Source organism: Terrirubrum flagellatum, from assembly GCF_022059845.1.
Classification (GTDB): Bacteria; Pseudomonadota; Alphaproteobacteria; order Rhizobiales; family Beijerinckiaceae; genus Terrirubrum; species Terrirubrum flagellatum.
The window spans coordinates 3051502-3073920 of the sequence record NZ_CP091851.1 but is presented as its reverse complement, the minus strand read 5'-3'; the positions used below and the strand labels follow the sequence as shown (position 1 = coordinate 3073920).

21 protein-coding genes are annotated in these 22419 nt (G+C 63.7%); 12 read left to right on the top strand and 9 right to left on the bottom strand.

The window, feature by feature from the left end; translation table 11 throughout:
* The first annotated feature begins 164 nt into the window (after positions 1–164).
* Entirely contained in the window at positions 165–1097 is a 933-nt protein-coding gene (locus L8F45_RS14880; protein WP_342358662.1) for a YihY/virulence factor BrkB family protein, read from the top strand.
* Positions 1098–1203: 106 nt separating this feature from the next.
* On the opposite strand, the gene L8F45_RS14875 is transcribed toward L8F45_RS14880, so the two are convergent.
* The gene (locus L8F45_RS14875; protein WP_342358661.1) at positions 1204–1557 is read right to left on the bottom strand and encodes an SPW repeat protein; all 354 of its coding nucleotides are present in this window, start codon (positions 1555–1557) and stop codon (positions 1204–1206) included.
* A gap of 264 nt (positions 1558–1821) precedes the next feature.
* Here L8F45_RS14875 and L8F45_RS14870 point away from each other — a divergent pair, with 264 nt between their 5' ends.
* Together L8F45_RS14870 and L8F45_RS14865 are read left to right on the top strand one after the other, a co-directional pair.
* A complete protein-coding gene (locus L8F45_RS14870; protein WP_342358660.1) occupies positions 1822–3045 on the top strand; it encodes an aromatic ring-hydroxylating oxygenase subunit alpha in 1224 nt (407 codons plus the stop codon).
* Between the two features lie 55 nt (positions 3046–3100).
* On the top strand, positions 3101–3655 hold the full coding sequence (locus L8F45_RS14865) for a Uma2 family endonuclease (protein WP_342358659.1): 555 nt from the start codon (positions 3101–3103) through the stop codon (positions 3653–3655).
* Positions 3656–3680: 25 nt separating this feature from the next.
* On the opposite strand, the gene L8F45_RS14860 is transcribed toward L8F45_RS14865, so the two are convergent.
* Together L8F45_RS14860 and ccrA are read right to left on the bottom strand one after the other, a co-directional pair.
* Positions 3681–4064 (bottom strand): DCC1-like thiol-disulfide oxidoreductase family protein, encoded by a 384-nt coding sequence (locus L8F45_RS14860; protein WP_342358658.1) that lies wholly within the window; start codon positions 4062–4064, stop codon positions 3681–3683.
* Positions 4065–4071: 7 nt separating this feature from the next.
* Positions 4072–5346, bottom strand: coding sequence for a crotonyl-CoA carboxylase/reductase (gene ccrA / locus L8F45_RS14855; RefSeq protein ID WP_342358657.1), 1275 nt, complete (start codon positions 5344–5346; stop codon positions 4072–4074).
* Between the two features lie 139 nt (positions 5347–5485).
* Here ccrA and L8F45_RS14850 point away from each other — a divergent pair, with 139 nt between their 5' ends.
* Positions 5486–5812 (top strand): hypothetical protein, encoded by a 327-nt coding sequence (locus tag L8F45_RS14850; RefSeq protein WP_342358656.1) that lies wholly within the window; start codon positions 5486–5488, stop codon positions 5810–5812.
* 16 nt (positions 5813–5828) lie between these two features.
* Here the strand turns inward: L8F45_RS14850 and L8F45_RS14845 are convergent, their stop codons facing one another.
* Positions 5829–7532 (bottom strand): ABC transporter ATP-binding protein, encoded by a 1704-nt coding sequence (locus tag L8F45_RS14845; RefSeq protein WP_342358655.1) that lies wholly within the window; start codon positions 7530–7532, stop codon positions 5829–5831.
* 273 nt (positions 7533–7805) lie between these two features.
* The gene (locus tag L8F45_RS14840; protein ID WP_342358654.1) at positions 7806–8891 is read right to left on the bottom strand and encodes an outer membrane protein; all 1086 of its coding nucleotides are present in this window, start codon (positions 8889–8891) and stop codon (positions 7806–7808) included.
* Between the two features lie 290 nt (positions 8892–9181).
* Here L8F45_RS14840 and L8F45_RS14835 point away from each other — a divergent pair, with 290 nt between their 5' ends.
* Positions 9182–11179, top strand: a complete 1998-nt coding sequence (locus tag L8F45_RS14835) for a protein meaA (protein WP_342358653.1) — start codon at positions 9182–9184, stop codon at positions 11177–11179.
* Between the two features lie 846 nt (positions 11180–12025).
* Positions 12026–12988, top strand: a complete 963-nt coding sequence (gene pip, locus L8F45_RS14830) for a prolyl aminopeptidase (protein ID WP_342358652.1) — start codon at positions 12026–12028, stop codon at positions 12986–12988.
* A 10-nt stretch (positions 12989–12998) separates the two neighbouring features.
* On the opposite strand, the gene L8F45_RS14825 is transcribed toward pip, so the two are convergent.
* Positions 12999–14195 carry an MFS transporter gene (locus L8F45_RS14825; RefSeq protein ID WP_342358651.1) on the bottom strand — a complete coding sequence of 399 codons (1197 nt, stop codon included), beginning with the start codon at positions 14193–14195 and terminating at the stop codon, positions 12999–13001.
* Between the two features lie 809 nt (positions 14196–15004).
* Here L8F45_RS14825 and L8F45_RS30855 point away from each other — a divergent pair.
* The 5 genes from L8F45_RS30855 to L8F45_RS14800 all read left to right on the top strand — a co-directional run bounded on the left by L8F45_RS30855 (position 15005) and on the right by L8F45_RS14800 (position 17151).
* Positions 15005–15181, top strand: coding sequence for a type II toxin-antitoxin system RelE/ParE family toxin (locus L8F45_RS30855; protein ID WP_425329923.1), 177 nt, complete (start codon positions 15005–15007; stop codon positions 15179–15181).
* A 12-nt stretch (positions 15182–15193) separates the two neighbouring features.
* A complete protein-coding gene (locus L8F45_RS14815; RefSeq protein WP_342358650.1) occupies positions 15194–15490 on the top strand; it encodes a HigA family addiction module antitoxin in 297 nt (98 codons plus the stop codon).
* Between the two features lie 71 nt (positions 15491–15561).
* Positions 15562–15804: a phosphoribosylformylglycinamidine synthase subunit PurS gene (gene purS / locus L8F45_RS14810; RefSeq protein ID WP_342358649.1), complete on the top strand. Its 243-nt coding sequence runs from the start codon at positions 15562–15564 to the stop codon at positions 15802–15804.
* A gap of 2 nt (positions 15805–15806) precedes the next feature.
* Positions 15807–16505 carry a phosphoribosylformylglycinamidine synthase subunit PurQ gene (purQ, locus tag L8F45_RS14805; protein ID WP_342358648.1) on the top strand — a complete coding sequence of 233 codons (699 nt, stop codon included), beginning with the start codon at positions 15807–15809 and terminating at the stop codon, positions 16503–16505.
* A 283-nt stretch (positions 16506–16788) separates the two neighbouring features.
* Positions 16789–17151: a nuclear transport factor 2 family protein gene (locus tag L8F45_RS14800; RefSeq protein WP_342358647.1), complete on the top strand. Its 363-nt coding sequence runs from the start codon at positions 16789–16791 to the stop codon at positions 17149–17151.
* Between the two features lie 124 nt (positions 17152–17275).
* Here L8F45_RS14800 and L8F45_RS14795 read toward each other — a convergent pair whose 3' ends face one another.
* From L8F45_RS14795 to L8F45_RS14785, 3 genes are all read right to left on the bottom strand, one after another.
* Entirely contained in the window at positions 17276–18004 is a 729-nt protein-coding gene (locus tag L8F45_RS14795) for a TetR/AcrR family transcriptional regulator (protein WP_342358646.1), read from the bottom strand.
* Between the two features lie 103 nt (positions 18005–18107).
* Positions 18108–18881 (bottom strand): pyrroline-5-carboxylate reductase, encoded by a 774-nt coding sequence (gene proC / locus L8F45_RS14790; RefSeq protein ID WP_342363454.1) that lies wholly within the window; start codon positions 18879–18881, stop codon positions 18108–18110.
* Between the two features lie 41 nt (positions 18882–18922).
* Positions 18923–19423, bottom strand: coding sequence for a type III secretion system chaperone family protein (locus L8F45_RS14785; protein WP_342358645.1), 501 nt, complete (start codon positions 19421–19423; stop codon positions 18923–18925).
* 506 nt (positions 19424–19929) lie between these two features.
* On the opposite strand from L8F45_RS14785, the gene L8F45_RS14780 reads away from it, so the two are divergent.
* Positions 19930–22353 carry a methyl-accepting chemotaxis protein gene (locus L8F45_RS14780; protein WP_342358644.1) on the top strand — a complete coding sequence of 808 codons (2424 nt, stop codon included), beginning with the start codon at positions 19930–19932 and terminating at the stop codon, positions 22351–22353.
* The last annotated feature ends 66 nt before the right edge of the window (positions 22354–22419 follow it).

Here is a 22419-nt window from a genome sequence, read left to right as displayed (position 1 = left end):
ACGGGCGCAACGCAGATGCGAGCGCGAAGCAGCGCTGACCGGTCAAATCGCGAATCTTCCCCGGACCCGTTGCGCATCGCCTCGCATTGCTGTCCAAGGCGCGGACGGCGCCGGCGGCGCGCAATCCTGTGACCGTCTCCGATACGAACATCGATCCTGCTGGAATGTTTCGACGAATTCATCCTTTCCGGGTTGCGAGGACGGCGTTCTACGCATTTCTGTCCCATGACGGCTGGGCGATCGCGAGCCACATCGCCCTGTCGGGGCTGATGTCGCTGTTCCCCTTCCTGATCCTGGTCACGGCGCTCGCCGGCATGTTCGGCACGCGCGAACTCGCCGACGAGGCGGCGAAGCTGCTGCTCGAAGCCTGGCCGAAGGAAGTCGCGGGGCCGATCGCGCGCGAGATTTCGACGGTGCTGACCAGCGCGCGCAGCGATGCGCTGACGATCGGCGCCGCGCTCGCGCTCTATTTTGCGTCGAGCGGCGTTGAATCGCTGCGCATCGGCCTCAACCGCGCCTATGGCGACGTCGAGGCGCGCAGCTTTTACATCCTGCGGCTGGAATCGATTCTCTTCGTCATTCTCGGCGCCGGCGCGATGCTGGCGCTGGCGCTGTTCGTCGTGCTGGGGCCGACGGCGATCCGTTTTCTTGTCGCGCTTCAACCGGAGTTTGGCATTCTCTGGCGCGCGCTCAACTGGTGGCGACTTGTCATCGCGACGAGTTTGATCACCGCAGCGCTGCTGTTCGCGCATCTCTGGTTGCCGGCCGGCCGTCGCACGCTCGTCGGAATTTTGCCGGGCGCGATTCTGACGCTTGGCCTCTGGCTCGCCGCGGGCATCGCTTTTGGCCGCTATCTCGACGATTTCTCGCAGACTTATGTGACAACTTACGCCGGCCTCGCCACCGGCATGATCGCGCTCGTGTTTCTCTACTGGTCAGCGACGATGTTCCTGCTTGGCGCCGAGCTCAACGCCGCCGTCGCGCATGAGAAAACATTGATCGAGATGGAAGAGCGCGCGGAGGATGAGGACGAGAACGGCGTCCCCTCGGAAACGACCGTTGAAGAAACGCGAACGCCCGAGACGGCTTCACGCTGAAGCCGCGCAATTGACGCTGAAGAGAGCGGCGCGCCGATTGCTCCCTTGCCTCGGCGCGCCGGGACGACCCGCCTCCGTCGCCGGAGATCAGACCGTCGATCGCAAATCAAGCCGTATGCGGCGTGTGCCGGTTATCCCACACAGCCCAACCCGACGCGATGATGATCAGCGCGCCGAAGATCACATGCGTCCACAGAATGGGCGCGGCTGCGGTGAAGCCCAGCAGCCAGGGCGAAACAACCAGCCAGGCGCCAAGCAGCACGTTGAGCCATTCCTCCCATTCGGCGAAGGCGGCGAGCGCCGCGATTGCGATGACGGCCAGGGCCACCGCCACGATCCAGGCGTTGCGCGCCGGCGCGACATCGCCGGCGAACCCCATCACCCACGGGGAGAGGAAAAGGCAGACGGCGAGCAGCAGGTTCACCCAGTCCTGAGGCCGCCGATTTTCAGTCATCGACATGACGTCCTCCACGAAGAAGGCCGCCCAAGCCGCAGTCCGCCGCGCCCTTGGGCGCACCATGAATGAGACGTGGTGTCGGCGGGGGAGGCGCGCAAGGGGAGGCTCGGCAGGCGATTTGCATAGACAAATGGACCGGCCCGCCGTAACCCTACGGAGGTCGCGATCGACAGGTCCCGCCATGCCATTCCCGATTGAGCCGTCGTCCCTGCTGCGGAAGCCGATTTGGCCGCGCGCCGCGCTCACCCGCCATGAGGAGACCCGCTGATGCCCGGCCGCGCCCGCATGCTGGAATTGCTCGACCGCCGCCGTCCGCGCTGGTCGCTGCCCGGGCCGTTCTATGCCGATCCCGATTTCTTCCAGCTCGACATGGAGGCGATCTATGAGCGGCGCTGGCTCTATGCCGGCCTCGAATGCGAGATCGCCGAGCCCGGCCAGTTCTTCACGCTCGAAATCGGCAAGACCTCGATCATCGTCTGTCGCGATCGCGCCGGCGAGGTGCGCGGCTTCTTCAACTCATGTCGCCATCGCGGCTCGATCATCTGCGACGCCGAGCGCGGCAAGCGCGCGACCTTCGTCTGCCCCTATCATCAATGGTCCTATGATTTCAGCGGCCGGCTTCTGCGCGCGCCCAACATGGATGACGCGATCGACAAGAGCGAGTTCGGTCTCAAGCCGATTCATGTCGCCGCCATCGCGGGCGTCATCTATGTCTGCCTCGCCGAGCGCGCGCCCGACATCGCACCCTTCGCCGCGGCGCTTGAACCGCGGCTCGCGCCGCATGGTTTGCGCGATGCGAAAGTGGTTCACGAGATCACCCTGCGCGAGCAGGGCAACTGGAAACTCGTGATGGAGAATTCGCGCGAGTGCGATCACTGCAACGCCGGCCATCCCGAATTGATGCGCACGCTGCTGCTGTTCGATTTCGCCGATCCCTGGTCGAACCCCTACATCTCGGAATTCTGGAAGCGTTGCGAGGCGCAGGGCGTGCCGAGCGTGACGACGGACGGCGCTGATTTCCGCGTCGGCCGCCTGCCGTTCCAGCCCGGCAATCTCTCGATCACGCCTGACGGCAAGGAAGCCTCGAAGAAGCGCCTTGGCAAATTGCCGAACCATGATTTCGGCTCGCTGCGCTGGGCGCTCTATCCCAGCAATTTCAATCACGCCCATGCCGACTACGCTATTTTGGTGCGCATGCTGCCGACGAGCGCGGAAGAAACGCTCGTCAATTGCAAATGGGTCGTGCACAAGGACGCCGTCGAAGGCGAAGACTATGATTTGAATCGTCTCGTCGAGGTGTGGGCGGCGACCAACGATCAGGATCGCGAACTGGTCGAGCGCAACCAGCGCGGCGTGCGCTCGATCGGCTATCAGCCCGGCCCTTACGCGGAATCCTCCGAGCACGGCGTCTGGACCTTCGTCGAATGGTATTGCCGCACCATGCAGGATCATCTGCGCGGGCCAGCGGCGAGCGTGCGAAGCGCGGCGTGAGGCGATCAGATCGCCGACGTTCCGCGTCGCCGCGTTTTCGTGTTATGAAATCGGCATGAGCACGCTTCCCAAGCAGCGCATGACGGTCGACGAATTCCTGGTCTGGGCGGAAGGCCGACCGGGGCGGTACGAACTTGAGGCCGGCGAAGTCATCGCGATGTCGCCGGAGCGGGCAAGGCACGCAGAAGGCAAGTTCGAGTGCCAGACAGCTCTTCGCTCGGCGATCCGCCGCGCGGGCCTGCCGTGCTTCATGATGCCCGACGGAATGACCGTCCGTATCGCCGACGACGTGGCCTATGAGCCCGACGCGCTCGTTTATTGCGGAGAGAGATTGCAGGGCGATCGGCTTGAGGTGCCGAATCCCGTGATCATCGTCGAGGTCGTCTCACCATCGACCGGTTCCGTTGACAAGGGAAAGAAACTCAGCGGCTATTTCTCGCTTGCCAGCGTGCGCCACTATCTTCTTGTCGATCCTGACAAACGCCTCATCACCCACCACGCGCGCGCTTCAAGCGACCTCATCGAAACGCGCATTCTTTCGAGCGGCCCGCTGCGCCTTGATCCGCCGGGACTCCACCTCTCCGTTGAGGAGATGTTCCCGGAAGCTTGACGCAACGCGCACACGAAGTCGCGCCTCAATACGCCAGCTCTTTCCGCCCCATCAGCCACAACCCGATTTTCCGTAAGCGAACGAGCGCGGGATAGAGCACGCGCGCGATGCGCGGCGAACGGAAGATCGGTCTCATAAGCACAGGCAGCCAGCCGCGTTCGTCCGACGCCAGCGCGAGAAAATTCATCGCCTCGGGACCGATGAGCCAGCGATCGTCCGCGATCACCACGAAAGCGTCGTTGAGCCTTGCGTGTCGTCGCGCCTCAGCGACACGCGGATCGTCATCATTGCGCGCATTGATCAACCGCACCGCGCCGAAATTTTCACGCAATCGCAAGAGCCGCGCGAAATTCGCGCAGAACACGCATTCGCCGTCATAGATGACGACGACCCGCGCTTCGCTCGCCATTCCGGCGTTACGCCGCCTGTCCCGCCTCGATCACGTCGTCGATCGTGCGTAGGCCCGTGCGCGGCGCGTTGACCAGCACCGCCATATTTCCCGGCGCATGCTGGTTCTTCCACATCTTCATGTGCGCCAGCGGTATCTTGTCCCAGGGAAACACCTCGCTCATGCAGGGATCGACGCGACGATCGATCACGAACTGATTCGCCGCCGCCGCCTGCTTGAGATGGGCGAAATGCGAGCCCTGGATGCGCTTCTGCCGCATCCAGACATAGCGCGCGTCGAAGGTGATGTTGAAGCCCGACGTCCCCGCGCAGAACACCACCATGCCGCCGCGCTTCACGACAAGGGCAGAAACCGGGAAAGTCGCTTCGCCCGGATGCTCGAAGACGAGATCGACATCCTGCTTGCCCGTGATGTCCCAGATCGCCTTGCCGAACTTGCGCGCCTCCTTCACCCACTCCGCATATTCGGGTGAATTCACTTTCGGCATCTGGCCCCAGCAGTTGAAATCCTTGCGATTGATCACGCCTTTCGCGCCAAGGCCGAGCACATAGTCGCGCTTTGATTCATCGGAGATGATTCCGATCGCATTCGCGCCTGACGCCGAGACGAGCTGCACGCCGAACACGCCGAGCCCGCCTGAGGCGCCCCACACCAGCACGTTCTGACTCGGGCGAAGGATATGCGGCGCATGGCCGAACAGCATGCGATAGGCGGTGGCGAGAGTGAGCGTGTAGCAGGCGCTCTCTTCCCACGTCAGATGCTTCGGGCGGCGCAGGAGCTGCCGCGACTGCACGCGGCAGAATTGCGCGAAGGAGCCGTCGGGCGTCTCATAGCCCCAGATGCGCTGCGACGGCGAGAACATGGGATCGCCGCCATTGCATTCCTCATCATCGCCGTCGTCCTGGTTGCAATGGACGATGACCTCATCGCCGACCTTCCAGCGCTTGACCTTGTTTCCGACAGCCCAGACCACGCCCGAAGCGTCGGAGCCCGCGACATGGAACGGCGCCTTGTGGCCGTCGAAGGGAGAGACAGGCTGGCCGAGCGCCGCCCAGACGCCGTTGTAGTTCACGCCCGCCGCCATCACGAGCACGAGCACTTCATCGTCGCCGATCGACCAGGTCGGGACGACCTCGACCTTCATCGCCTCGTCGGGCGGGCCGTGCCGATCCTTGCGGATGGCCCAAGCATACATCTTGTCAGGCACATGGCCGAGCGGGGGGATTTCTCCCAATTCGTAGAGGTCCTTGGCGCCCGTCTCCAGCTTGCGCGCGGTCGTCATCTCCACCCTCCCGTCTTTTTGCAGTGCAGCATGATAGGTCGGGGCGCGGTTTTTGGCCAGATCGCCCTTTGGCGGGGGCTCTCAACGCTTCCTTGACGGTTCGGGGCGATGCTCCCGCGGGCGGGTCCGGGGTTTTTCGATGCGCGATCTGGCGGCGCTGAGCTTTCTCAGGGGTTATGAAACTGCGGAGTTCTGGGTCCTCGGTTTCGTTATCTGCGTATTCCTGCTTCTGCTGGGACTGATGACCAACGCCATTCTCGGCCGCCGCGGCTTCGGCATCATCGGCAACGGCGTCATTGTCGCCGTCGGCGGATTTGGCGGCGTCTATGCGCATGACTGGCTGTTGCGTCAGCCCTGGTTCACCGCCTGGCAGATTCCGCAGCGGCCGCTGCTCATCGGCCTCGTGGCGTTCTGCGCGCCGTTCCTGCTTCTATTGCTCGCCTGGTTCAAGCGCTCATCGGCATGAGCCGACGCAGGCGGCGTCAGGCGTCATGCAGCCGGCGATAGAGCCCGTCGCTCTTCACCAGGTCGGCGTGGCGTCCCTGCTCGACGATGCCATTCGCATCGACCACGACGATGCGGTCGGCGTCGCGGATGGTCGCGAGCCGATGCGCGATGACAAGCGTCGTGCGGCCCTTCGACAGATCCGACAGCGACTGCTGGATGGCGCGCTCGGTCTCGACATCGAGCGCCGAGGTCGCCTCGTCGAGGATGAGGATCGGCGGATTTTTCAAAAAGATGCGCGCGATGGCGAGGCGCTGCTTCTGGCCGCCCGAGAGCTTCACGCCGCGCTCGCCGATGACGGTGTCGAGCCCGTCAGGCAGCGCCGCGATGACAGCGTCGAGCCGCGCGCGCCGCGCCGCCTCGATGATGTCAGCCTCGCTGGCGCCAAGCCTGCCATAGGCGATGTTCTCGCGCATCGTGCCGGCGAAGAGGAACACGTCCTGCTGCACGATGCCGATCTGGCTGCGCAACGAGGCGAGCGTCATGTCACGGATGTCGATCCCGTCGATCGTGATGCGCCCGCCGCTGACTTCATAGAAACGCGGCAGCAGCGAACAGATCGTGGTCTTGCCCGCGCCCGACGGGCCGACGAAGGCGATCGTCTCGCCGGGCCGGATTTTCAGATCGATGCCGGAGAGAACCGGTCGTTCCGTCTGATAGCCGAAAGACACGTTCTCGTAGGCGATCTCGCCTTTCAGCCGCGGCGCGACGATCGCTTTGGGCCGGTCGGCGATGTCGGGCTCGGTGTCGAGAAATTCGGTGTAGCGCCTGAACCCGGCGATGCCTTTGGGATAGGTCTCGATCACCGAATTGATCTTCTCGATCGGCCGGAAGAACACGCCGACGAGCAGGAGAAAGCCGACGAAGCCGCCCTGGCTCAGGCTGCCCGTGATGACGAAATAGCTGCCGCACACCATCGCCACCATCTGCGTCAGCCGCATGCTGAGATAGCTGAGCGACGTGGTCGCCGCCATGATGCGATAGGCGTCGAGTTTGGTGCGGCGATAATTCTGGTTGTCGTCGGCGAACAGCCTGCGTTCGTGATCCTCGTTGGCGAAGGCCTGTACGACGCGGATGCCGCCGACATTCTCCTCGATGCGCGCATTGAAGCTGCCGACGCGCCCGAACAAGGTCTGCCAGTTGCGCGTCATGCGTCCGCCATAGCGGCTCGTCACCCAGCCCGTGATCGGCACCACCGCGGCGATGATGAGGGCAAGCTCGACGCTCACCGTGAACATCAGCGCGAACGCGCCGATCAGCGTCATGATCGCGATGAAGAGATCTTCCGGCCCGTGATGGGCGACCTCGCCGATCTCCTCGAGATCCTTGGTGAGGCGGCCGACGAGATGGCCGGTCTTCTGGTTGTCGAAATAGCTGAAGGACAGCTTCTGCAGATGATCGAACGCCTTGCGGCGCATCTCGGTCTCGATGTTGATGCCGAGCATGTGGCCCCAATAGGTCACGATCGCCATCAGCCCGCCATTGATCAGATAGACCACGGTCAGCGCCGCGGCGCAGGCGAGGATCAGGCCCCATTCGCCGGTCGGCAGGAGCCGGTCGATGAATAATTTGACCGCGAGGGGGAAGGCGAGTTCGAGCAAGCCGGACAGGATCGCGCAGGAGAAATCCAGCGCGAACAGCGCCCGGTGCGGCCGGTAATAGGCGAAGAAGCGGCGGAGCATAAAAGCCTCGCGCGCCTTCTAAAGCATGCGGCGAAAAAAGGGAGGCCCGATTTTGCAGGCGGCCCATGTTCCCGTTACGGAGCATCAAGGACCGCGTCCGTCGCAGGGTCCGATGTGGAGTGAGCCTGCGACGCGGATTTTAAATGTGCGATACGCGCCGGAAGCAGGCGATCGCCAGTCGTCCGATCGCGCGCGCCATAGCCGGATCGATCAACAGCGCGCGCATCCGGATGTGAACATCTTCGGAGCGCGTAGCTCCGATAACGCCAGCGGCTATTTCAACACACGCGTCCTGACGGGCGCGTTCGGCGCGGGCGCGTCCAGCGCGATGGTGAAGCCCAGCTTGATCACATCGTCCTGGCGCCGGAATTTGTAGTTGAAGGCCGGCGAGGCCGCAGGCGCGTTGAATTTCGCGTCCTGCCACCAGGTATGCTGGTATTCGAGGAACAGCGACACCGGACGACCAAAGCCTTGCAGGAATTCCGGCTGCCACGCGCCGCCGACGCCTAAAGTCGCGCCCGGGACCGTCGTATCGCGGGAGCTCACGACCGGAAGGAAATTCACCCTGAGCGTCTGGTTGAGCAGGCTCACGCCCGCGACGCCGTAAAGCCAAAGTCCCGACGAAAGCTGCGGACCGACCTTGACGCCCGCCGTCGCCGCGAAATTGCTCCTCGTTCCGAGGAAGCTGCCGCCGACGAACGTATGGTTTACCGACATGTTCAGATATTCAAACGAGGCGAAGGGCGCCGCCACAATGTCGTTGGACCATGGCGTGAATTTCGCGCCGACAATGACGCCGAAACCGAGCGGGTCCTTATTGTCCGAGAACGAGTTGGTCTGTTGTCCGGTCGCGGCGAGCTTTTCGGCCGATTTCAGATCCTGCCAGCTCTTGACGAAATAGCCGCCGACGAACCAGCCGACCTGCGATCCCGGGTCGGTCCTGCAAACGGGGTAATTTTCGATTTCCCTCCGCTTGGCGTTCACGTTATTTATGTAGTTATCTATCCGGATAAGAGCCCTATTCCAACTTTTGTAGCTTACGCCACTCCTGGCTTCGCCGGCTTTGTTAGCCGCCAGTTGGTCAGCCCGCAGGCGCTCTCGAATGCGCGTAAGTTCGTCCGACATGGCATTCTTCTCGGACGGGGTCAGACACGGACGCGCATTGAGAACCGCCGCAATCGAATTCAACGCGGCGGCCACTTCGTTTCCAAGGTCATCCACATCCACGACCTGCGCCTGCGCCGCGCCGGGAGTCATCAACACGCCTGCGATCAGGGCTCCGGGGATCAAGGCCGTAAGAATCAACGCTCGAAGGAAATCTTTGCGAAGCAATCCGGGCGTCTTCAAAAAAGCGAACATCCCCATGGCCCCCCATGTTCGGCGGCCGATAAACAGACCGCTTCCATGAGGCTGCCGGATTGCACGGGCTGTTCAAGCGCTTTGTGTTGCGGTGCGTCAGCGAAACCGATGGGACGCAGCGAATCGCATCGGCAGTGATTTTTCCGCCACACCGACGGGAGACCGACAGGGCCTGAAGCGTTCGCTCACCGGCGCCCCACGCGCGCCGAAACGCCCATCTTCGTCGGCTTGCTTGCCAACCCTGATTGTGCGTTGCACCATCCGGGAAAGGGCGGGGGGACGGTGAGGCCATGGCAGACAACGACAAGCCGCAATCCGCTCCGCGCGACAGGCCGTGGATTTTCCGCACCTATGCCGGCCATTCCACGGCGGCGGAATCGAACGCGCTCTATCGCAAGAATCTCGCCAAGGGACAGACCGGCCTCTCCGTCGCCTTCGACCTGCCGACCCAGACCGGCTACGACGCCGACCATCCGCTGGCGAATGGCGAGGTCGGGAAAGTGGGCGTTTCGATCGCCCATCTCGGCGACATGAGGGCTTTGTTCGCTGACATCCCGCTCGCGACCATGAACACCTCGATGACGATCAATGCGACGGCCGGCTGGCTGCTGGCGCTCTATATCGCCGTCGCCGACGAGCAGGGCTGCCCGCGCGAACAGCTTCAGGGCACCACGCAGAACGACATCATCAAGGAATATCTTTCGCGCGGAACCTATGTCTTTCCGCCCGCGCCCTCGCTGCGACTGACACGCGATACGATCCTGTTCACAACGCGCGAGATGCCGAAATGGAATCCGATGAATGTCTGCTCCTATCATTTGCAGGAGGCGGGCGCGACGCCTGTGCAAGAATTGTCCTATGCGCTCGCCAACGCCATCGCTGTGCTCGACACGGTGAAGGCCGCCGGCGCCGTCGATGACGCGACCTTCGAGGATGTGGTCGGGCGCATCTCGTTCTTCGTCAACGCCGGCATGCGCTTCATCACCGAGATCGCGAAATTGCGCGCCTTCGTCGATCTCTGGGATGAAATCACCAGAGAGCGCTATGGCGTGAAGGACGCGAAGAAGCGCCTGTTCCGCTATGGCGTGCAGGTGAATTCGCTGGGGCTGACCGAGCAGCAGCCCGAGAATAACGTCTATCGCATCCTGATCGAGATGCTCGCCGTGACGCTTTCCAAAAAGGCGAGGGCGCGTGCGGTGCAGCTTCCCGCATGGAACGAGGCGTTGGGACTGCCGCGCGCCTTCGACCAGCAATGGTCGATCCGCATGCAGCAGATATTGGCCTACGAGACCGATCTTCTTGAATTCGGCGATATTTTCGACGGCTCGGCCGAGATGGATCGCAAGGTCGAGGAATTGAAGGCCGCGGCGCGCGAAGAATTGAAGCGCATCGACGCCATGGGCGGCGCCGTCGCCGCGATTGAAACAGGCGCGATGAAGAAAGCGCTTGTGGCTTCCAATGCAGATCGCCTCGCGCGCATCGAGCGCGGCGAGCAGGTGGTCGTCGGCGTCAACCGCTGGACCGAGACCGAGGAATCGCCGCTGACATCTGGCGACGGCGCGATCATGACCATCTCTGACAATGTCGAGATCGAGGCGATCACCAATCTTCGCAAATGGCGCGCTGCGCGCGACGAAAGCGCGGTCGCGGCTGCGCTTGAAGCGCTCGAAGCGGCGGCGCGATCAGGCGACAACATCATGGAGCCGTCGGTCGTCTGCGCGAAGGCCGGCGTCACCACGGGCGAATGGGGCGAGACCTTGCGCGGCGTGTTCGGCCAGTATCGCGCGCCGACCGGCGTCACCATGGAATCGCGCGCGACCGGCGATGAGATCGAGAAATTGCGCGCGCTCGTCTTGTCGCTTGAGCGCAAATTGGGAACGAAGGTGAGTTTTCTCGTCGGCAAGCCCGGACTCGACGGCCATTCCAACGGCGCCGAGCAGATCGCGGTGCGCGCCATCGAGGCCGGCATGAGCGTGATCTATGACGGCATACGCCAGACGCCGGACGAGATTGTCGAGAAGGCGAAGACGGAAAAGCCGCATGTGATCGGCCTTTCCATTCTCTCAGGCAGCCATGTGCCGCTGGTGCGCGCGGTGATCAACCGCTTGCGGCGTGAAGACCTCGACATTCCCGTCGTGGTTGGCGGCATCATTCCGCCTGACGATGAGAATGTGCTGAAGAATATCGGCGTCGCCGCCGTCTATACGCCGAAGGATTTTCAGGTGAACGATATTCTGGCCGATGTTGCGGGCATCGTGGAGAAAAGGATGCCGGCGAGCGCGGCGTGAGCGTGATATTTGAAGTTGAGGACGTATCAATTGCGATAGAGGCGATAAGGGGGCAAACACATGATCAGGAACGGCGCGTGCGCGCGCGGATTTCTGCGCGCAGCGATGAGAAGAACAATTTTGATTGTCATATTTGGATCTTGTTTTTTCCAGCCAACAATCCCGGCCCTTGCTCAATACTCAGCCACCTGCTTCGGCGCGGAAGGGCCATTCAGCGTAGGGACGGCGAATACTTATTTTCTGCATTTGCGAATTGCGTGGACCTGCTCGAAAGTCCTGAATTTCAGACGTGGTCTTTCGATTCAGTCCGCAGGTATCTCGAGTCGGCCCAATTACGGCAATGCAGGGGCTTCCGTTGAGCCAGCGCCTGCCGCGGATGGGCGACGAAGCGTCTTTATCGCCTATCGCGCTCCGGCAGCCTCCTCATCGGCGGAGAATGATCAGTTTACAGTTCGCGTCATAACAAAGGACGAAAAAAGCGGGGCTGTTCAAACCACATCGATTACTTATCGGGTGTCGCTGAGGCGACAATAAGCTCTTATGCGGGAGCGATATTCTCGCTGAGGTCGCGGGAATTGTAGAGACGAGAATGCCTGCAAGCTCGGCGTGAGAGGCTGAGAAGCTTTTCTTTTCGCGCGCTGACTTCCTCCAGATGTCATGCCCGGGCTTGACCCGGGCATCCAGCAATCGTTGGTCTCCGGCGCTGCGGTCTGGATCGCCGGCTCAGGGCCGGCGATGACGATGTGGAAAGTGAGCGCCAATCTGAATAACGCCCTTGATGTTCCGTTCCATGCTCCTTGACGCTCGGCGCAATCTGAACTGAACACTGCTGAGAACGTTCATCTCATGCCCTCCCTCTACCCGCCCCTCGAACCCCATTCCCACGGCATGCTCGATGTCGGCGACGGCCATCGGCTTTATTGGGAATGCTGCGGTTTGCCCGCTGGCAAGCCGGCGCTCGTGCTGCATGGCGGGCCGGGCTCCGGCGCCTCGGTGAACGCGCGGCGCTATTTCAATCCCGAGCTTTATCGCATCATCCTGTTTGATCAGCGCGGCGCCGGCCGCAGCACGCCGCATGCGAGCGAGCCTGACGCGGATCTCTCCACCAACACCACGGCGCATCTGATCTCCGACATCGAAAAGCTGCGTGATCATCTCGGCGTCGAACGCTGGCTTCTTTATGGCTCGTCCTGGGGCGCGACCTTGGCGCAAGCCTACGCGCAGCGCCATGCCGATCGCATCAGCGAGATCGTTCTCTCCAGCGTCACCATGACGAGCGCGCGCGAGATCGAATGGATCACGCGCGGCGTCGGCGCCTTTTTCCCCGAGGCGTTCGAGAGATTTCGCAACGGCGTCTCTGAAGCTGAACGTGAGGGCGATCTCGCCGCCGCCTATCACGGGCTGCTCATGAGCGATAATCCCGTCGCGCGCGAGAAAGCGGCGCGCCACTGGTGCGATTGGGAGATCGCCATCGCAGGCGTTCGCAAGGATGCGAAGCCCAATCCGCGCTATGAGGATGCGCGCTTCCGCCTCGGCTTTGCGCGCCTCGTTGCGCATTACTGGGCGAACAGGGCCTGGCTCGAAGAGGGCGAATTGCTGCGGAGCGCCGCGCGTCTCTCCCAAATTCCCGCCGTGCTCATTCATGGCCGGCTCGATGTCAGCGGCCCGCTGGTCACGCCATGGTTGCTGCATCGCGCCTGGCCGGGCAGCCGTCTCGTCGCGGTGGAGCAGGCGGGCCACAGCGCGAGCGATCCTGGGATGGCCGAGGCGATCGTCGCGGCGACGGATGAATTCGAGAACCGCGTGTGAATGCAGAGCGTCAGGGCAGCAGCGGTTTCGGCTTCAGCAATAAAGTCGCAGCGGCGGCCGCGACAAGATAAACCGCTGCGACGCCGCCGATCGTCGCCAGCGCGACATGCAGATCGAACGCATAGCCCATCACGACAGGCGAAATCGCGGAGGCGATCACCTGCAGCGATTGTGCGACAGCGCGGATCATGCCGATCTGTCCGGCGCCATAGATTTCAGCCAGCGCGGCGGTGATGACGACGCCGTTTGCGCCCGATGTGATTCCGAGCAGCGCAAAGAACCAGATAGCGCTCGCCGGGCCCGACATCGGACCGAGCGCAAGCGAGCAGGCGGCGAGCGGCAGAAGCTGGAAGCGCGAAATGCGGATGGCGCCGAAGCGGTCGATCAGCGCGCCAACGACGATGGAGCTGATCACGGATGCGAGCGCGCTGGCCGTGATGCTGAGCGCCAGGAGATCGAGGCTCCAGCTCTTGTCGTCCGCGAGAAAACGTTGGTGGAAGAAATAGCCTGTCGTGATCGCCGGCGGCCCGAGCATGGTCGGCAGCAGCACGAGAAACCGCCAGTCGCGGATGATGTCGCGCCGCCTGTGCTTGGCCTGCGATTGCGTCGCGGCGTGCTTCAGCGGCGCTTCGACGACTCCGCGCGCATAGGGAAACACCAGCACCGCGAACACGGCGGCGATGATGGCTGCGATGCGCCACATGCCGAGCCAGCCGAAAGTCGTCATGAGCGCGACGCCCGCCGCCGGAAAGGCCGCCGCGCCCGTCTGGAAGCCGAGATTGGCGAAGCCCATGGCGCGCCCGCGCACGCCGAGCGGAAGCCGCGCCGTGCTGGTGATCGAGGCGTGGCTGAGCGTGCCCTGGCCGAACAGCCTGAGACCAAACAGCGCCAGCCCCAGCAGCGCGATATTTTGCGCGAGTGAAAGCGTCAGCGCCGCGATCGCCAAGCCCGCAAGAGAAGCGGCGGCGTAGGCGCGTGGCGACACGCGGTCGAGCGTGCTGCCGATAACGATGAGGAAAAGTCCCGCAGTGAGCGTCGCTGCCGAAAAGACGGCGCCGAACTCGCCATGGCTGAGGTCGAATGCGTTCCGGATGTCAGGCGTCGAGAGGGCGACGAAATAGGTCTGCCCGAAGGAGGACAGGAAGGAAAACAGAAACCCGAACATGACCACCGCGCCATGCGCGCGGAAGATGCTGAAATAATTCAATGAGCCCATCCCTATCGTCAGATGTAGGGGATGCCTCCGGGCTTGTCCCGTCGTCTGGCGCAATCGGGCGATGCGATGCGCGCTGATCCCCGTGTGCGGTTTGGCTCTCCCTCCAGATGTCATCGCCGGGCTCGACCCGGCCATCCAGTCGTCGACATCGGCCTTGGTCTGGATCGCCGGGTCAAGCCCGGCGATGACGCTGGAAAAAGGATGCCGCTTGATTGCGCAACGGTGACCTTCTCTTGACATTTCCTGACTAAATTCCTACTATATGTTTGCCTCTGCTCTTCTCGGGGCCGTCCGGGTCAGGACCGAACGGGAGCAGAGGGCGGACCTGCGGGTTCTGATCGCGACCTGGCTTTCAGGACTCCCGGGGGCTTCCGACAGCACGCCCGCCCGACAATACGATCGGGCCGCCCCAGGAGGGCCTTAAGCGGTGCGCCGCGGAGAGCGTGCGACGGGAGGTCAAAGAATCCGCGCCGGGAGCGCCGGAAGGCGAAATCCCACCATTCATTTTGGCCGCGCCTATCAGGCGCTCCCGGCCTCCCCTTCGGAGGCGAGGTGAAGGGAAGATCAAAGCGGGAGGGCGAGCGAGCCGTGCGAACAGCGCGAGATCGGTTACATCTGTGCTTTCCCCAGAAGCGGGGATTGAGAGATGTATCGCATCATGATACATTCCGGCGAAAATTGGAGATCGCCCCACGCCGATCCGCGGCTTCAGCGACAAGCGGCTCGAAGCCGTGCTCGGCAGGCGCATTCCGAAAGGATTCCCCGCCGATTTGGCGAAACTTGTGCGGCGGAAACTCGTGATGCTCGACTCCGCCATTCGCCTCGACGATCTGCGGAGTCCGCCGGCGAACAGGCTGGAGGCTCTGAAGGGCGATCGGACCGGACAATATTCCATTCGCGTCAACGACCAGTTCCGGCTCTGCTTTCGTTGGACGCCGGAAGGACCGGCCGGCGTCGAATTCGTCGATTATCATTGAGAGAGGCGGCCAATGGCGACCTTGCCAGCAATTCATCCCGGCGAAATCCTGCGCGAGGAATTCCTTCAGCCGCTCGGCCTTTCGGCGGGGGCTGTGGCGCGGGCGGTTGGCGTGCCGCGGACCCGTATCGAGCGGCTGGTCGCCGAACAGGTCGAGCTCACGCCGGACACCGCGCTGCGGCTGGCGCGCTTTTTCAGCACCAGCCCGGAATTCTGGATGAATATCCAGAGCCGCTATGCGCTCGAAGCTGCGTCCGATCTGTCAGGTCGCGAAATCGATCAGATCGCGCCGTTCAAACAAGCAAGCTGAACGGCGCCCTCCGCATTGCCCGCCAGCCGATTCCGCCTTATCGACCGGCCATCATCCCCGGAGCCCGTGAAATGAAAGCCCGCGTCACCGTCACCCTGAAGAACGGCGTGCTGGATCCCCAGGGCAAGGCGATCGAGGGCGCCCTGAAGACGCTCGGCGTCGAGGGCGTGGCGAGCGTCCGCCAGGGCAAGGTGTTCGACATCGAATTCGACGGCGGCGACAAGGGCAAGGCCGAGGCGGCGCTGAAGTCGGCCTGCGAAAAGCTGCTCGCCAACACGGTGATCGAGAATTACCGGGTCGAGATCGGAGGCTGACTATGAAAGCGGCCGTCATCGTCTTCCCCGGCTCCAATCGCGAACGCGACATCGGGCGGGCGCTGAAGGCCGCTTCCGGCGTCGAGCCGCCTTATGTCTGGCACACCGAGACGGAGCTGCCGCGCGGCACTGATCTCGTGGTGCTGCCCGGCGGCTTCTCCTATGGCGACTATCTCCGTTGCGGCGCCATTGCGGCGCGCTCGCCCATCATGGATGCGGTGCGCGCCCATGCCGAACGCGGCGGCTATGCGCTCGCGGTCTGCAACGGCTTCCAGATCGCCTGCGAGGCTGGGCTTCTGCCGGGCGTTCTCGCGCGCAATGCGGGCCTGAAATTCGTCTGCAAGTTCCACCATCTCAGCGTCGCGCGCGCCGGCACCGCCTTCTCAGGCGAATATCAGCCTGATGAAGCGATCAAGGTGTGCAGCGCCCATGGCGAGGGCAATTACATCGCCGATGTCGAGACGATCGCGAAGCTTGAAGGCGAGGGGCTTGTCGCGTTCCGTTATTGCGACGAAAGCGGCAAGGTCGGCGGGCCCGCGAATTTCAACGGCTCGCTGAACGACATCGCGGGAATCTATTCCGACAATCTGCGCGTGCTCGGCATGATGCCGCATCCGGAGAATCTCATCGATCCGCTCGCCGGCGGCACTGATGGATTGCGCATGTTCTCGAGCCTCGTCGGCGCGAAGGCGGCGGCGTAAGGCTCACTCCGTCCCCGGTTCCGTGAAGTGAGCGTCAGCGAACGGAACGGAGACCGGGGTCCAGCGAAAGAAATTCGCGCCAAAGGCGCGACAATATTATTTGAGTTGAGTGCTCGCTTTGCTCGCGCTCTTTACGCTGGACCCCGGACACGGTTCCGCTCCACTTCGTTGCGCTTCACCGTTCCGGGGATGAGGGCGCATAACCTCAGACGTAATCGCTTCACTCGCTCTCCCTCGCGATGATGCGTCATCGGACAAGCCGATGACCAGCGAGGAGAAGACAATGAACCCGAACGACATCGCCGACGCCTATATCGCGCTGTGGAACGAGACCGACGGCGCGCGCCGCAAGGACATGCTGAGAAACGGCTGGGCCGCAGACGCGACTTACATCGATCCCCTGATGAAGGGAGAGGGACGCGATCAGATCGACGCGCTCATCGGCGCCGTGCATCAGCGCTTCCCTGGCCATGCCTTCGCGCTGCATGGAAAGCCGGACGGTCACAATGATCGCGTGCGCTTCTCATGGCGCCTGTCGGCTGATGGCGGCGATCCCGCCGCTGTTGGAACCGACATCGTGCTGCTTGATGGGGAAGGTCGCCTGAAGAGCGTGACCGGATTCCTCGATCACGTCGCCGGGCAGTAGGCGGAATATCTCGCGCGCGTCATGCGCGGACTTGTTCCGCGCATCCACGTCGTTTGAGGCTTAGGAAAGAAGACGTGGATGCTCGCGACAAGCGCGAGCATGACGTCAACGAACAGCGAAGCGATTAAATCGCGACCACGTCGTCGTCGGGCTTTGGCGCATTTCGCTCCGCGTCGCGGCGCGCGCGCTGCTCGCTCATCCGCGCGCGGAACTTCTCGCCCGCCTCCTTGAACGAATGTGCGAAAGCGCGGAACGGCGCTGTCAGCCGCATCGCATCCTCGACGCGGTCGAGCATCACGCCGCCGCGCGTCAGCGCGCGATCGAGCGCCGCCATGGTCTTGGAGAGATCGGGATCATCATCCTCGCGCAGCCAGCCATCGACGACGCGATTGAACGCGATCGCGAGCCCCTGCACCTTGAGATGGCCCATCGCATCCGACGTTGGAATGTTCGCCGCCGCCAGCATGTAGCGGTGCGAATTGAGCGCCGCCGAATTCAGCGCCGCGAGCGTCAACGGATCGCGCGGCATCGAGGCGCGCAGGCGCTTCAGAGCGCCCCTGTAGGGAACGAGCGCATCGATGCGGCGCATCAACACGTCGAACAACCGGTCCTTCGCCGGTTCGCCGGCGAGGTCGTCCTTCGTCCCCTCGAGCACCTTGCGGTCGATCATGCGGGCGAAGCCGCCGAGGATCGCATCCTTGGAGGGAAACGCGTCGCGCAGGTCGGCGAGGCTGACCTCGGCGCGATGGGCGATGTCAGGGAGTTCGATGGTCGGCCAGTCGCGCTCGGCGGCGAGAGCCATGGCCGCTTCGACAATGCGGGTGCGGGCGTCAGCCCTCTGGGCGTCGGTCATCAAAGCCTCCTGTCCGGCGCGGCGGAGCGATGCGACGCCCCACGGCTTCGGGAAACGATCGTAAGGGAAAGCTAGGGCGGCGACCGGCGCTTCGCCAGTGGAATCAGCCGGAGAGCTCTTCCGCGCGTCGCTTGGCCGCGGCGATCGCCTCGGTCATCAGCGCGGTCAGGCCCTTGTCGTCCATGAGCACCTTGAGGGCGGCGGCCGTGGTGCCGGCGGGCGAGGTGACGTTCTCACGCAGCGTTGAAGGCGGAAGCGGCGACTGGAACATCAGCTCGCCGGCGCCTTCCACGGTCGCGCGGGCGAGCCGCATGGCGAGATCGGTTGGCAGCCCGGCCTTCGCGCCCGCGGCCGCCATCGCCTCGACGAGGTGAAAGACATAGGCCGGGCCCGAGCCGGAGACGGCGGTGACCGCGTCGATCAGCCCTTCGTCGTCGAGCCATTCGACCCTGCCGATCGCCTTCAGCAACGCATCGGCCATTGCGCGCTGATCCGCTGAGACGGCAGGATTGGCGACCGCGGCGGTGATCCCGCGACCCACGGCGGCCGGCGTGTTCGGCATGGCGCGGACGATGGCCCCCGCCTTCGGCAGCCGCGCCTTGAGATCGGCGATCGTCTTGCCGGCGAGGATCGAGATCACAAGCGTCCGCGGCCCGACGATGCCGCCAAGGCCGGCTGCGGCCGCGTCGAGCATCTGCGGCTTGATCGCCAGCACCAGCGCCTGCGGCGGCGACAGGTCGGCCGCGCTCGCGACGATGGTCAGTCCCTTGTCCGCGAGTTCGTCGCGCGGCTCGTCCTTGAGGCCCGGATCGATGCAGGTGACGCGCTTGGGATCGAGCCCGAGCTTCAGCCAGCCCTCCAGCATCGCGGCGCCCATCTTCCCGGCGCCGACGAGGATCAGTGAGGACGGGAGCGAGCTCACGCTTCGCCCGCGGTCTCGAACAGCGACGCTTCGAGCGCGTCCTCGGCAGACTTGCCGGCCCAGACCACGAACTGGAACGCCTGAAAATGCCGGTCGCAGGCTTCGATCGCGAGCTTCAGCAGCGCTTCGCATTGCGAGCCCTGCGGCTCGGCGCCGCCGGTCAGAAGCAAGGCGTGGCGGAACATCACGACGTTCTCCTTGGTCCAGAGATCGAAATGCCCGACCCACATGCGCTCATTGATGCGCGAGATCAACGCCAGCGTTTCCGCCCGGCGCGGGCCCGACGCCTTGAGGTCGAAGGCGCAAGCGATATGCAGCGCCTCCATCTCGTCGAGCCAGGTGAAGGCGACATGGTAGTCCGACCATGAGCCCTTCACAGACAGCGAAATCTCGTCGTCCTGCTCGCGATCGAACGCCCATTCCTGCGACGCGGCGATGCGCTCGATCACATCGAGCGGATGCTCGCTGCGCTCGACGACCGTCTCCAGATTCGACATTCCGTGGCCTCTCATTTCGTCAGGGTATCGACGCCGCACGCAACAACGCCAACACACGCCACGGTCTGACTCCATCAACAAGCGCCGCCCTATGCGACGCTTCATCAACTCGAATCAAAACGTCGAACGATCATAGCCATCGTCGACGCAAACCCAACCGCCGCTCTCGCCAGCGACTGGAAGCTCACGGATTCGCGACTTTGAGACAATTCCCGCAAACGAGTCGTCCACAGACGGGCCATCGTCTGCGACCTTGTGACTCAGCGAAGCGAATCGACGTCTGGGCGCCGGGGCCGTCACGAGACGTTACGCCGCCGGAGGGCGCTAAGCCGGCGCTTCGTCCCTCGACGCCGGCGGGAGTTCCGAGGCGCGGTCCCGCCAGTCAGCGTGAACGCGATATTAAAGGATTTGCTGGAAATTGAGGGGCGGCGCCGTCGGGCTATCGCCGTCCCATAGACGTTTCAAGGCATCGGGGTCGCCGCCAGGCTGTTTGCGGGTGACCTCCAATGTTTTTCGTTACGTCAATTCAGCGCTGTATTGCTGCCACGCTGCTGCTTCTGGTCGCGCCGCTGGCGATCGGAGCGGTGTGGGTGATCAGTTCGGCGCTTTGGGATGTCGCCGCCGCCAATCGCACGATCCAGCTCGCCAAAGCCGACAAGACGCTGCTGCTGATGGCCTCGGTCATGCGCAGCCAGCGCGGCGACCTGCAGACGGCGCTGCTCGCCGCCGACGATCCGCGCCCTCTGGTCGCGCAACGCAAGAACGAGATCGGAAAAGCGGTCGCCGGAGCGATCGAGGATCTGCGCGCCACCGATCTTGTGAGGCGCGAAGAACTCGCCAAGTCTCTCGGCGACAACTGGGCGCTTGCCGCGCCGCTCTATGGCGATCTCGCCGCTGAGGGCGCCAAGCCGAAGGAGCAACGCACGCTTGCTGCGACCAACGCCTGGTATGACGGCGTGGATCGCACGCTCGGAAGCGTGCTTGCAGCGTCGGCCTCGACCAGTCGCGCGGTTCGTCGCGTCGACCCCTATTTCGCTCAGCTTCAGGATTTCAAGGAGGAAGCCTGGTTGATGCGCGCCAATCAGGGCGCCCAATGCACGCTGCTGCGCCAGTCCTTCGCGTCCAACAAGCCGATCGATATCGTCATAGCGCGAAAGCTTGGCGAGCTTCGCGGCAAGGTGGCGCAGAGCGCCGACAATCTTGCCGGCCTCGTTCAGAGTTCGAACGTTCCCGCCGCGCTGAGGACGCAGGCGCAGGCCGCTGTCGCCGCCGTTGCGCAAAATTCGAAACAGGCGGACGATCTTCTCGGCAAGCTCGGTTCCGGGCAGCCGCCGATCGGCCCCGGCGACTGGACGAAGCTGTGCAACGAGCCGTTCGGCGCGATTCTCACGGTCGTCACGACGTCTCTCGACGACATCGTCGATAACGCGTCGAAAACGTTCAACTGGTCGCTGATCAAGCTCGCTGGCGCGGTGATCGTCGCGCTTGTGATGGCGGGCGTCGCCGTCGCGAGCTGGATCGGGTTGCGCAACCGCATCTCGCGACCCGTTGTGGAAATTCGCAGCACTCTTGAGCGGCTGCAGGCCGGCAAGCTCGATGAGCCCGTCGCTGCGGCGCGCTATCCCGACGAGATCGGCGCCTTGTCGAGCGCGCTCGAAACCTATCGCGAGAATGCGCTGGCGCTCGAAAGCGCGCGCAAGGAGCGCGAGGCGCTGCAGGATCATCAGCTTGCCGAAGCCGCCGCGAGTCAGGCGCTCGTCGCCAATGTGGCGCAGGTGGTGGCCGGCGCGAAGATCGGCGACTTCTCCGGTCGCGTCGATGTCGGCGACGTCCGTGGATCGGTTCGGGAACTGGCCGAAGGCGTCAACGCCATCAACCAGGTGGTCGATCAGGCGACGACGGAATTGAGTGAGGCGCTGCGCGCGCTTTCGTCAGGCGATCTCACCCATGTCATCCACACGCGCCACGAGGGACGCTTCGGCGAATTGCGCGAGGCGGTGAACGAAACGACCGCGCGCCTGTCGCAAACGCTCTCTGCGATCCAGAATTCGGCGCGCGAAGTCTCGAATGCGGCGGCCGAGATTTCCGCGAGCACCACCGATCTCTCGCAACGCACGGAGGAACAGGCGGCCAGCCTGGAAGAGACATCGGCTTCCATGGAAGAGATCGCCGCGACCGTGAAGAAGAACGCCGAGAATGCGCAGGCGGCCAATCAGTCAGCGTCGGGCGCGGGCGCCGTCGCCGATCGCGGCGGCCAGGTCGTCGCGGAGGCCGTGCAAGCCATGGCGCGGATCGAAGAGAGTTCGCGCAAGATCTCCGACATCATCGGCGTGATCGACGAGATCGCACGTCAGACCAATCTGCTCGCGCTCAATGCCGCTGTAGAGGCGGCCAGAGCCGGCGAGGCGGGCCGCGGCTTCGCGGTGGTCGCGTCGGAAGTTCGCTCGCTGGCGCAGCGCTCCTCGCAGGCGGCGAAAGACATCAAGGATCTGATCGTCTCCAGCGGCGGCCAGGTGAAAGACGGCGTCGAACTGGTCAATCGCGCGGGCGGCGCTTTGAGCGAGATCGTCGCGTCGATCCGGCAGGTGGCGTCGATCGTCGCCGATATCGCGTCGGCGAGCGCGGAGCAGTCGATCGGCGTCGCCGAAGTGAACAAGGCGCTGCAGCAGATGGACGAGGCGACGCAGCAGAATTCGGCGCTGGTCGAAGAGAATGCGGCCACCGCGAAGACGCTGGAGGGGCAGTCGAAGGCGATGGACGAGCGCGTCAGCTATTTCCGCGTCGACGCTTCCGTCGTGCCAAATGCCGCGCCCGCATCGCAGCGCGCCTCTTCAAAGCCGTCAGCGCCGGCCCGTACCGCGACGCGCCCCGCGCCGCGCACGCAGGGCGCGCTGGCGCTCAAGAATGATCCGGAGTGGGAGGAGTTTTGAGCAGGCGCGCCGAACGCGAGCCCAAAATTTCCTCACCCGGCGGCAGGTTCGGCCTTTGTGCGTAAG

Bases quoted from the DNA above. Each gene is read 5' to 3' on its own strand.
- L8F45_RS14880 (WP_342358662.1), top strand. From the start codon at position 165: ATGTTTCGACGAATTCATCCTTTCCGGGTTGCGAGGACGGCGTTCTAC.
- L8F45_RS14875 (WP_342358661.1), bottom strand. From the start codon at position 1,557: ATGTCGATGACTGAAAATCGGCGGCCTCAGGACTGGGTGAACCTGCTG.
- L8F45_RS14870 (WP_342358660.1), top strand. From the start codon at position 1,822: ATGCCCGGCCGCGCCCGCATGCTGGAATTGCTCGACCGCCGCCGTCCG.
- L8F45_RS14865 (WP_342358659.1), top strand. From the start codon at position 3,101: ATGAGCACGCTTCCCAAGCAGCGCATGACGGTCGACGAATTCCTGGTC.
- L8F45_RS14860 (WP_342358658.1), bottom strand. From the start codon at position 4,064: ATGGCGAGCGAAGCGCGGGTCGTCGTCATCTATGACGGCGAATGCGTG.
- ccrA (WP_342358657.1), bottom strand. From the start codon at position 5,346: ATGACGACCGCGCGCAAGCTGGAGACGGGCGCCAAGGACCTCTACGAA.
- L8F45_RS14850 (WP_342358656.1), top strand. From the start codon at position 5,486: ATGCGCGATCTGGCGGCGCTGAGCTTTCTCAGGGGTTATGAAACTGCG.
- L8F45_RS14845 (WP_342358655.1), bottom strand. From the start codon at position 7,532: ATGCTCCGCCGCTTCTTCGCCTATTACCGGCCGCACCGGGCGCTGTTC.
- L8F45_RS14840 (WP_342358654.1), bottom strand. From the start codon at position 8,891: ATGTTCGCTTTTTTGAAGACGCCCGGATTGCTTCGCAAAGATTTCCTT.
- L8F45_RS14835 (WP_342358653.1), top strand. From the start codon at position 9,182: ATGGCAGACAACGACAAGCCGCAATCCGCTCCGCGCGACAGGCCGTGG.
- pip (WP_342358652.1), top strand. From the start codon at position 12,026: ATGCCCTCCCTCTACCCGCCCCTCGAACCCCATTCCCACGGCATGCTC.
- L8F45_RS30855 (WP_425329923.1), top strand. From the start codon at position 15,005: ATGCTCGACTCCGCCATTCGCCTCGACGATCTGCGGAGTCCGCCGGCG.
- L8F45_RS14815 (WP_342358650.1), top strand. From the start codon at position 15,194: ATGGCGACCTTGCCAGCAATTCATCCCGGCGAAATCCTGCGCGAGGAA.
- purS (WP_342358649.1), top strand. From the start codon at position 15,562: ATGAAAGCCCGCGTCACCGTCACCCTGAAGAACGGCGTGCTGGATCCC.
- purQ (WP_342358648.1), top strand. From the start codon at position 15,807: ATGAAAGCGGCCGTCATCGTCTTCCCCGGCTCCAATCGCGAACGCGAC.
- L8F45_RS14800 (WP_342358647.1), top strand. From the start codon at position 16,789: ATGAACCCGAACGACATCGCCGACGCCTATATCGCGCTGTGGAACGAG.
- L8F45_RS14795 (WP_342358646.1), bottom strand. From the start codon at position 18,004: ATGACCGACGCCCAGAGGGCTGACGCCCGCACCCGCATTGTCGAAGCG.
- proC (WP_342363454.1), bottom strand. From the start codon at position 18,881: ATGGGCGCCGCGATGCTGGAGGGCTGGCTGAAGCTCGGGCTCGATCCC.
- L8F45_RS14785 (WP_342358645.1), bottom strand. From the start codon at position 19,423: ATGTCGAATCTGGAGACGGTCGTCGAGCGCAGCGAGCATCCGCTCGAT.
- L8F45_RS14780 (WP_342358644.1), top strand. From the start codon at position 19,930: ATGTTTTTCGTTACGTCAATTCAGCGCTGTATTGCTGCCACGCTGCTG.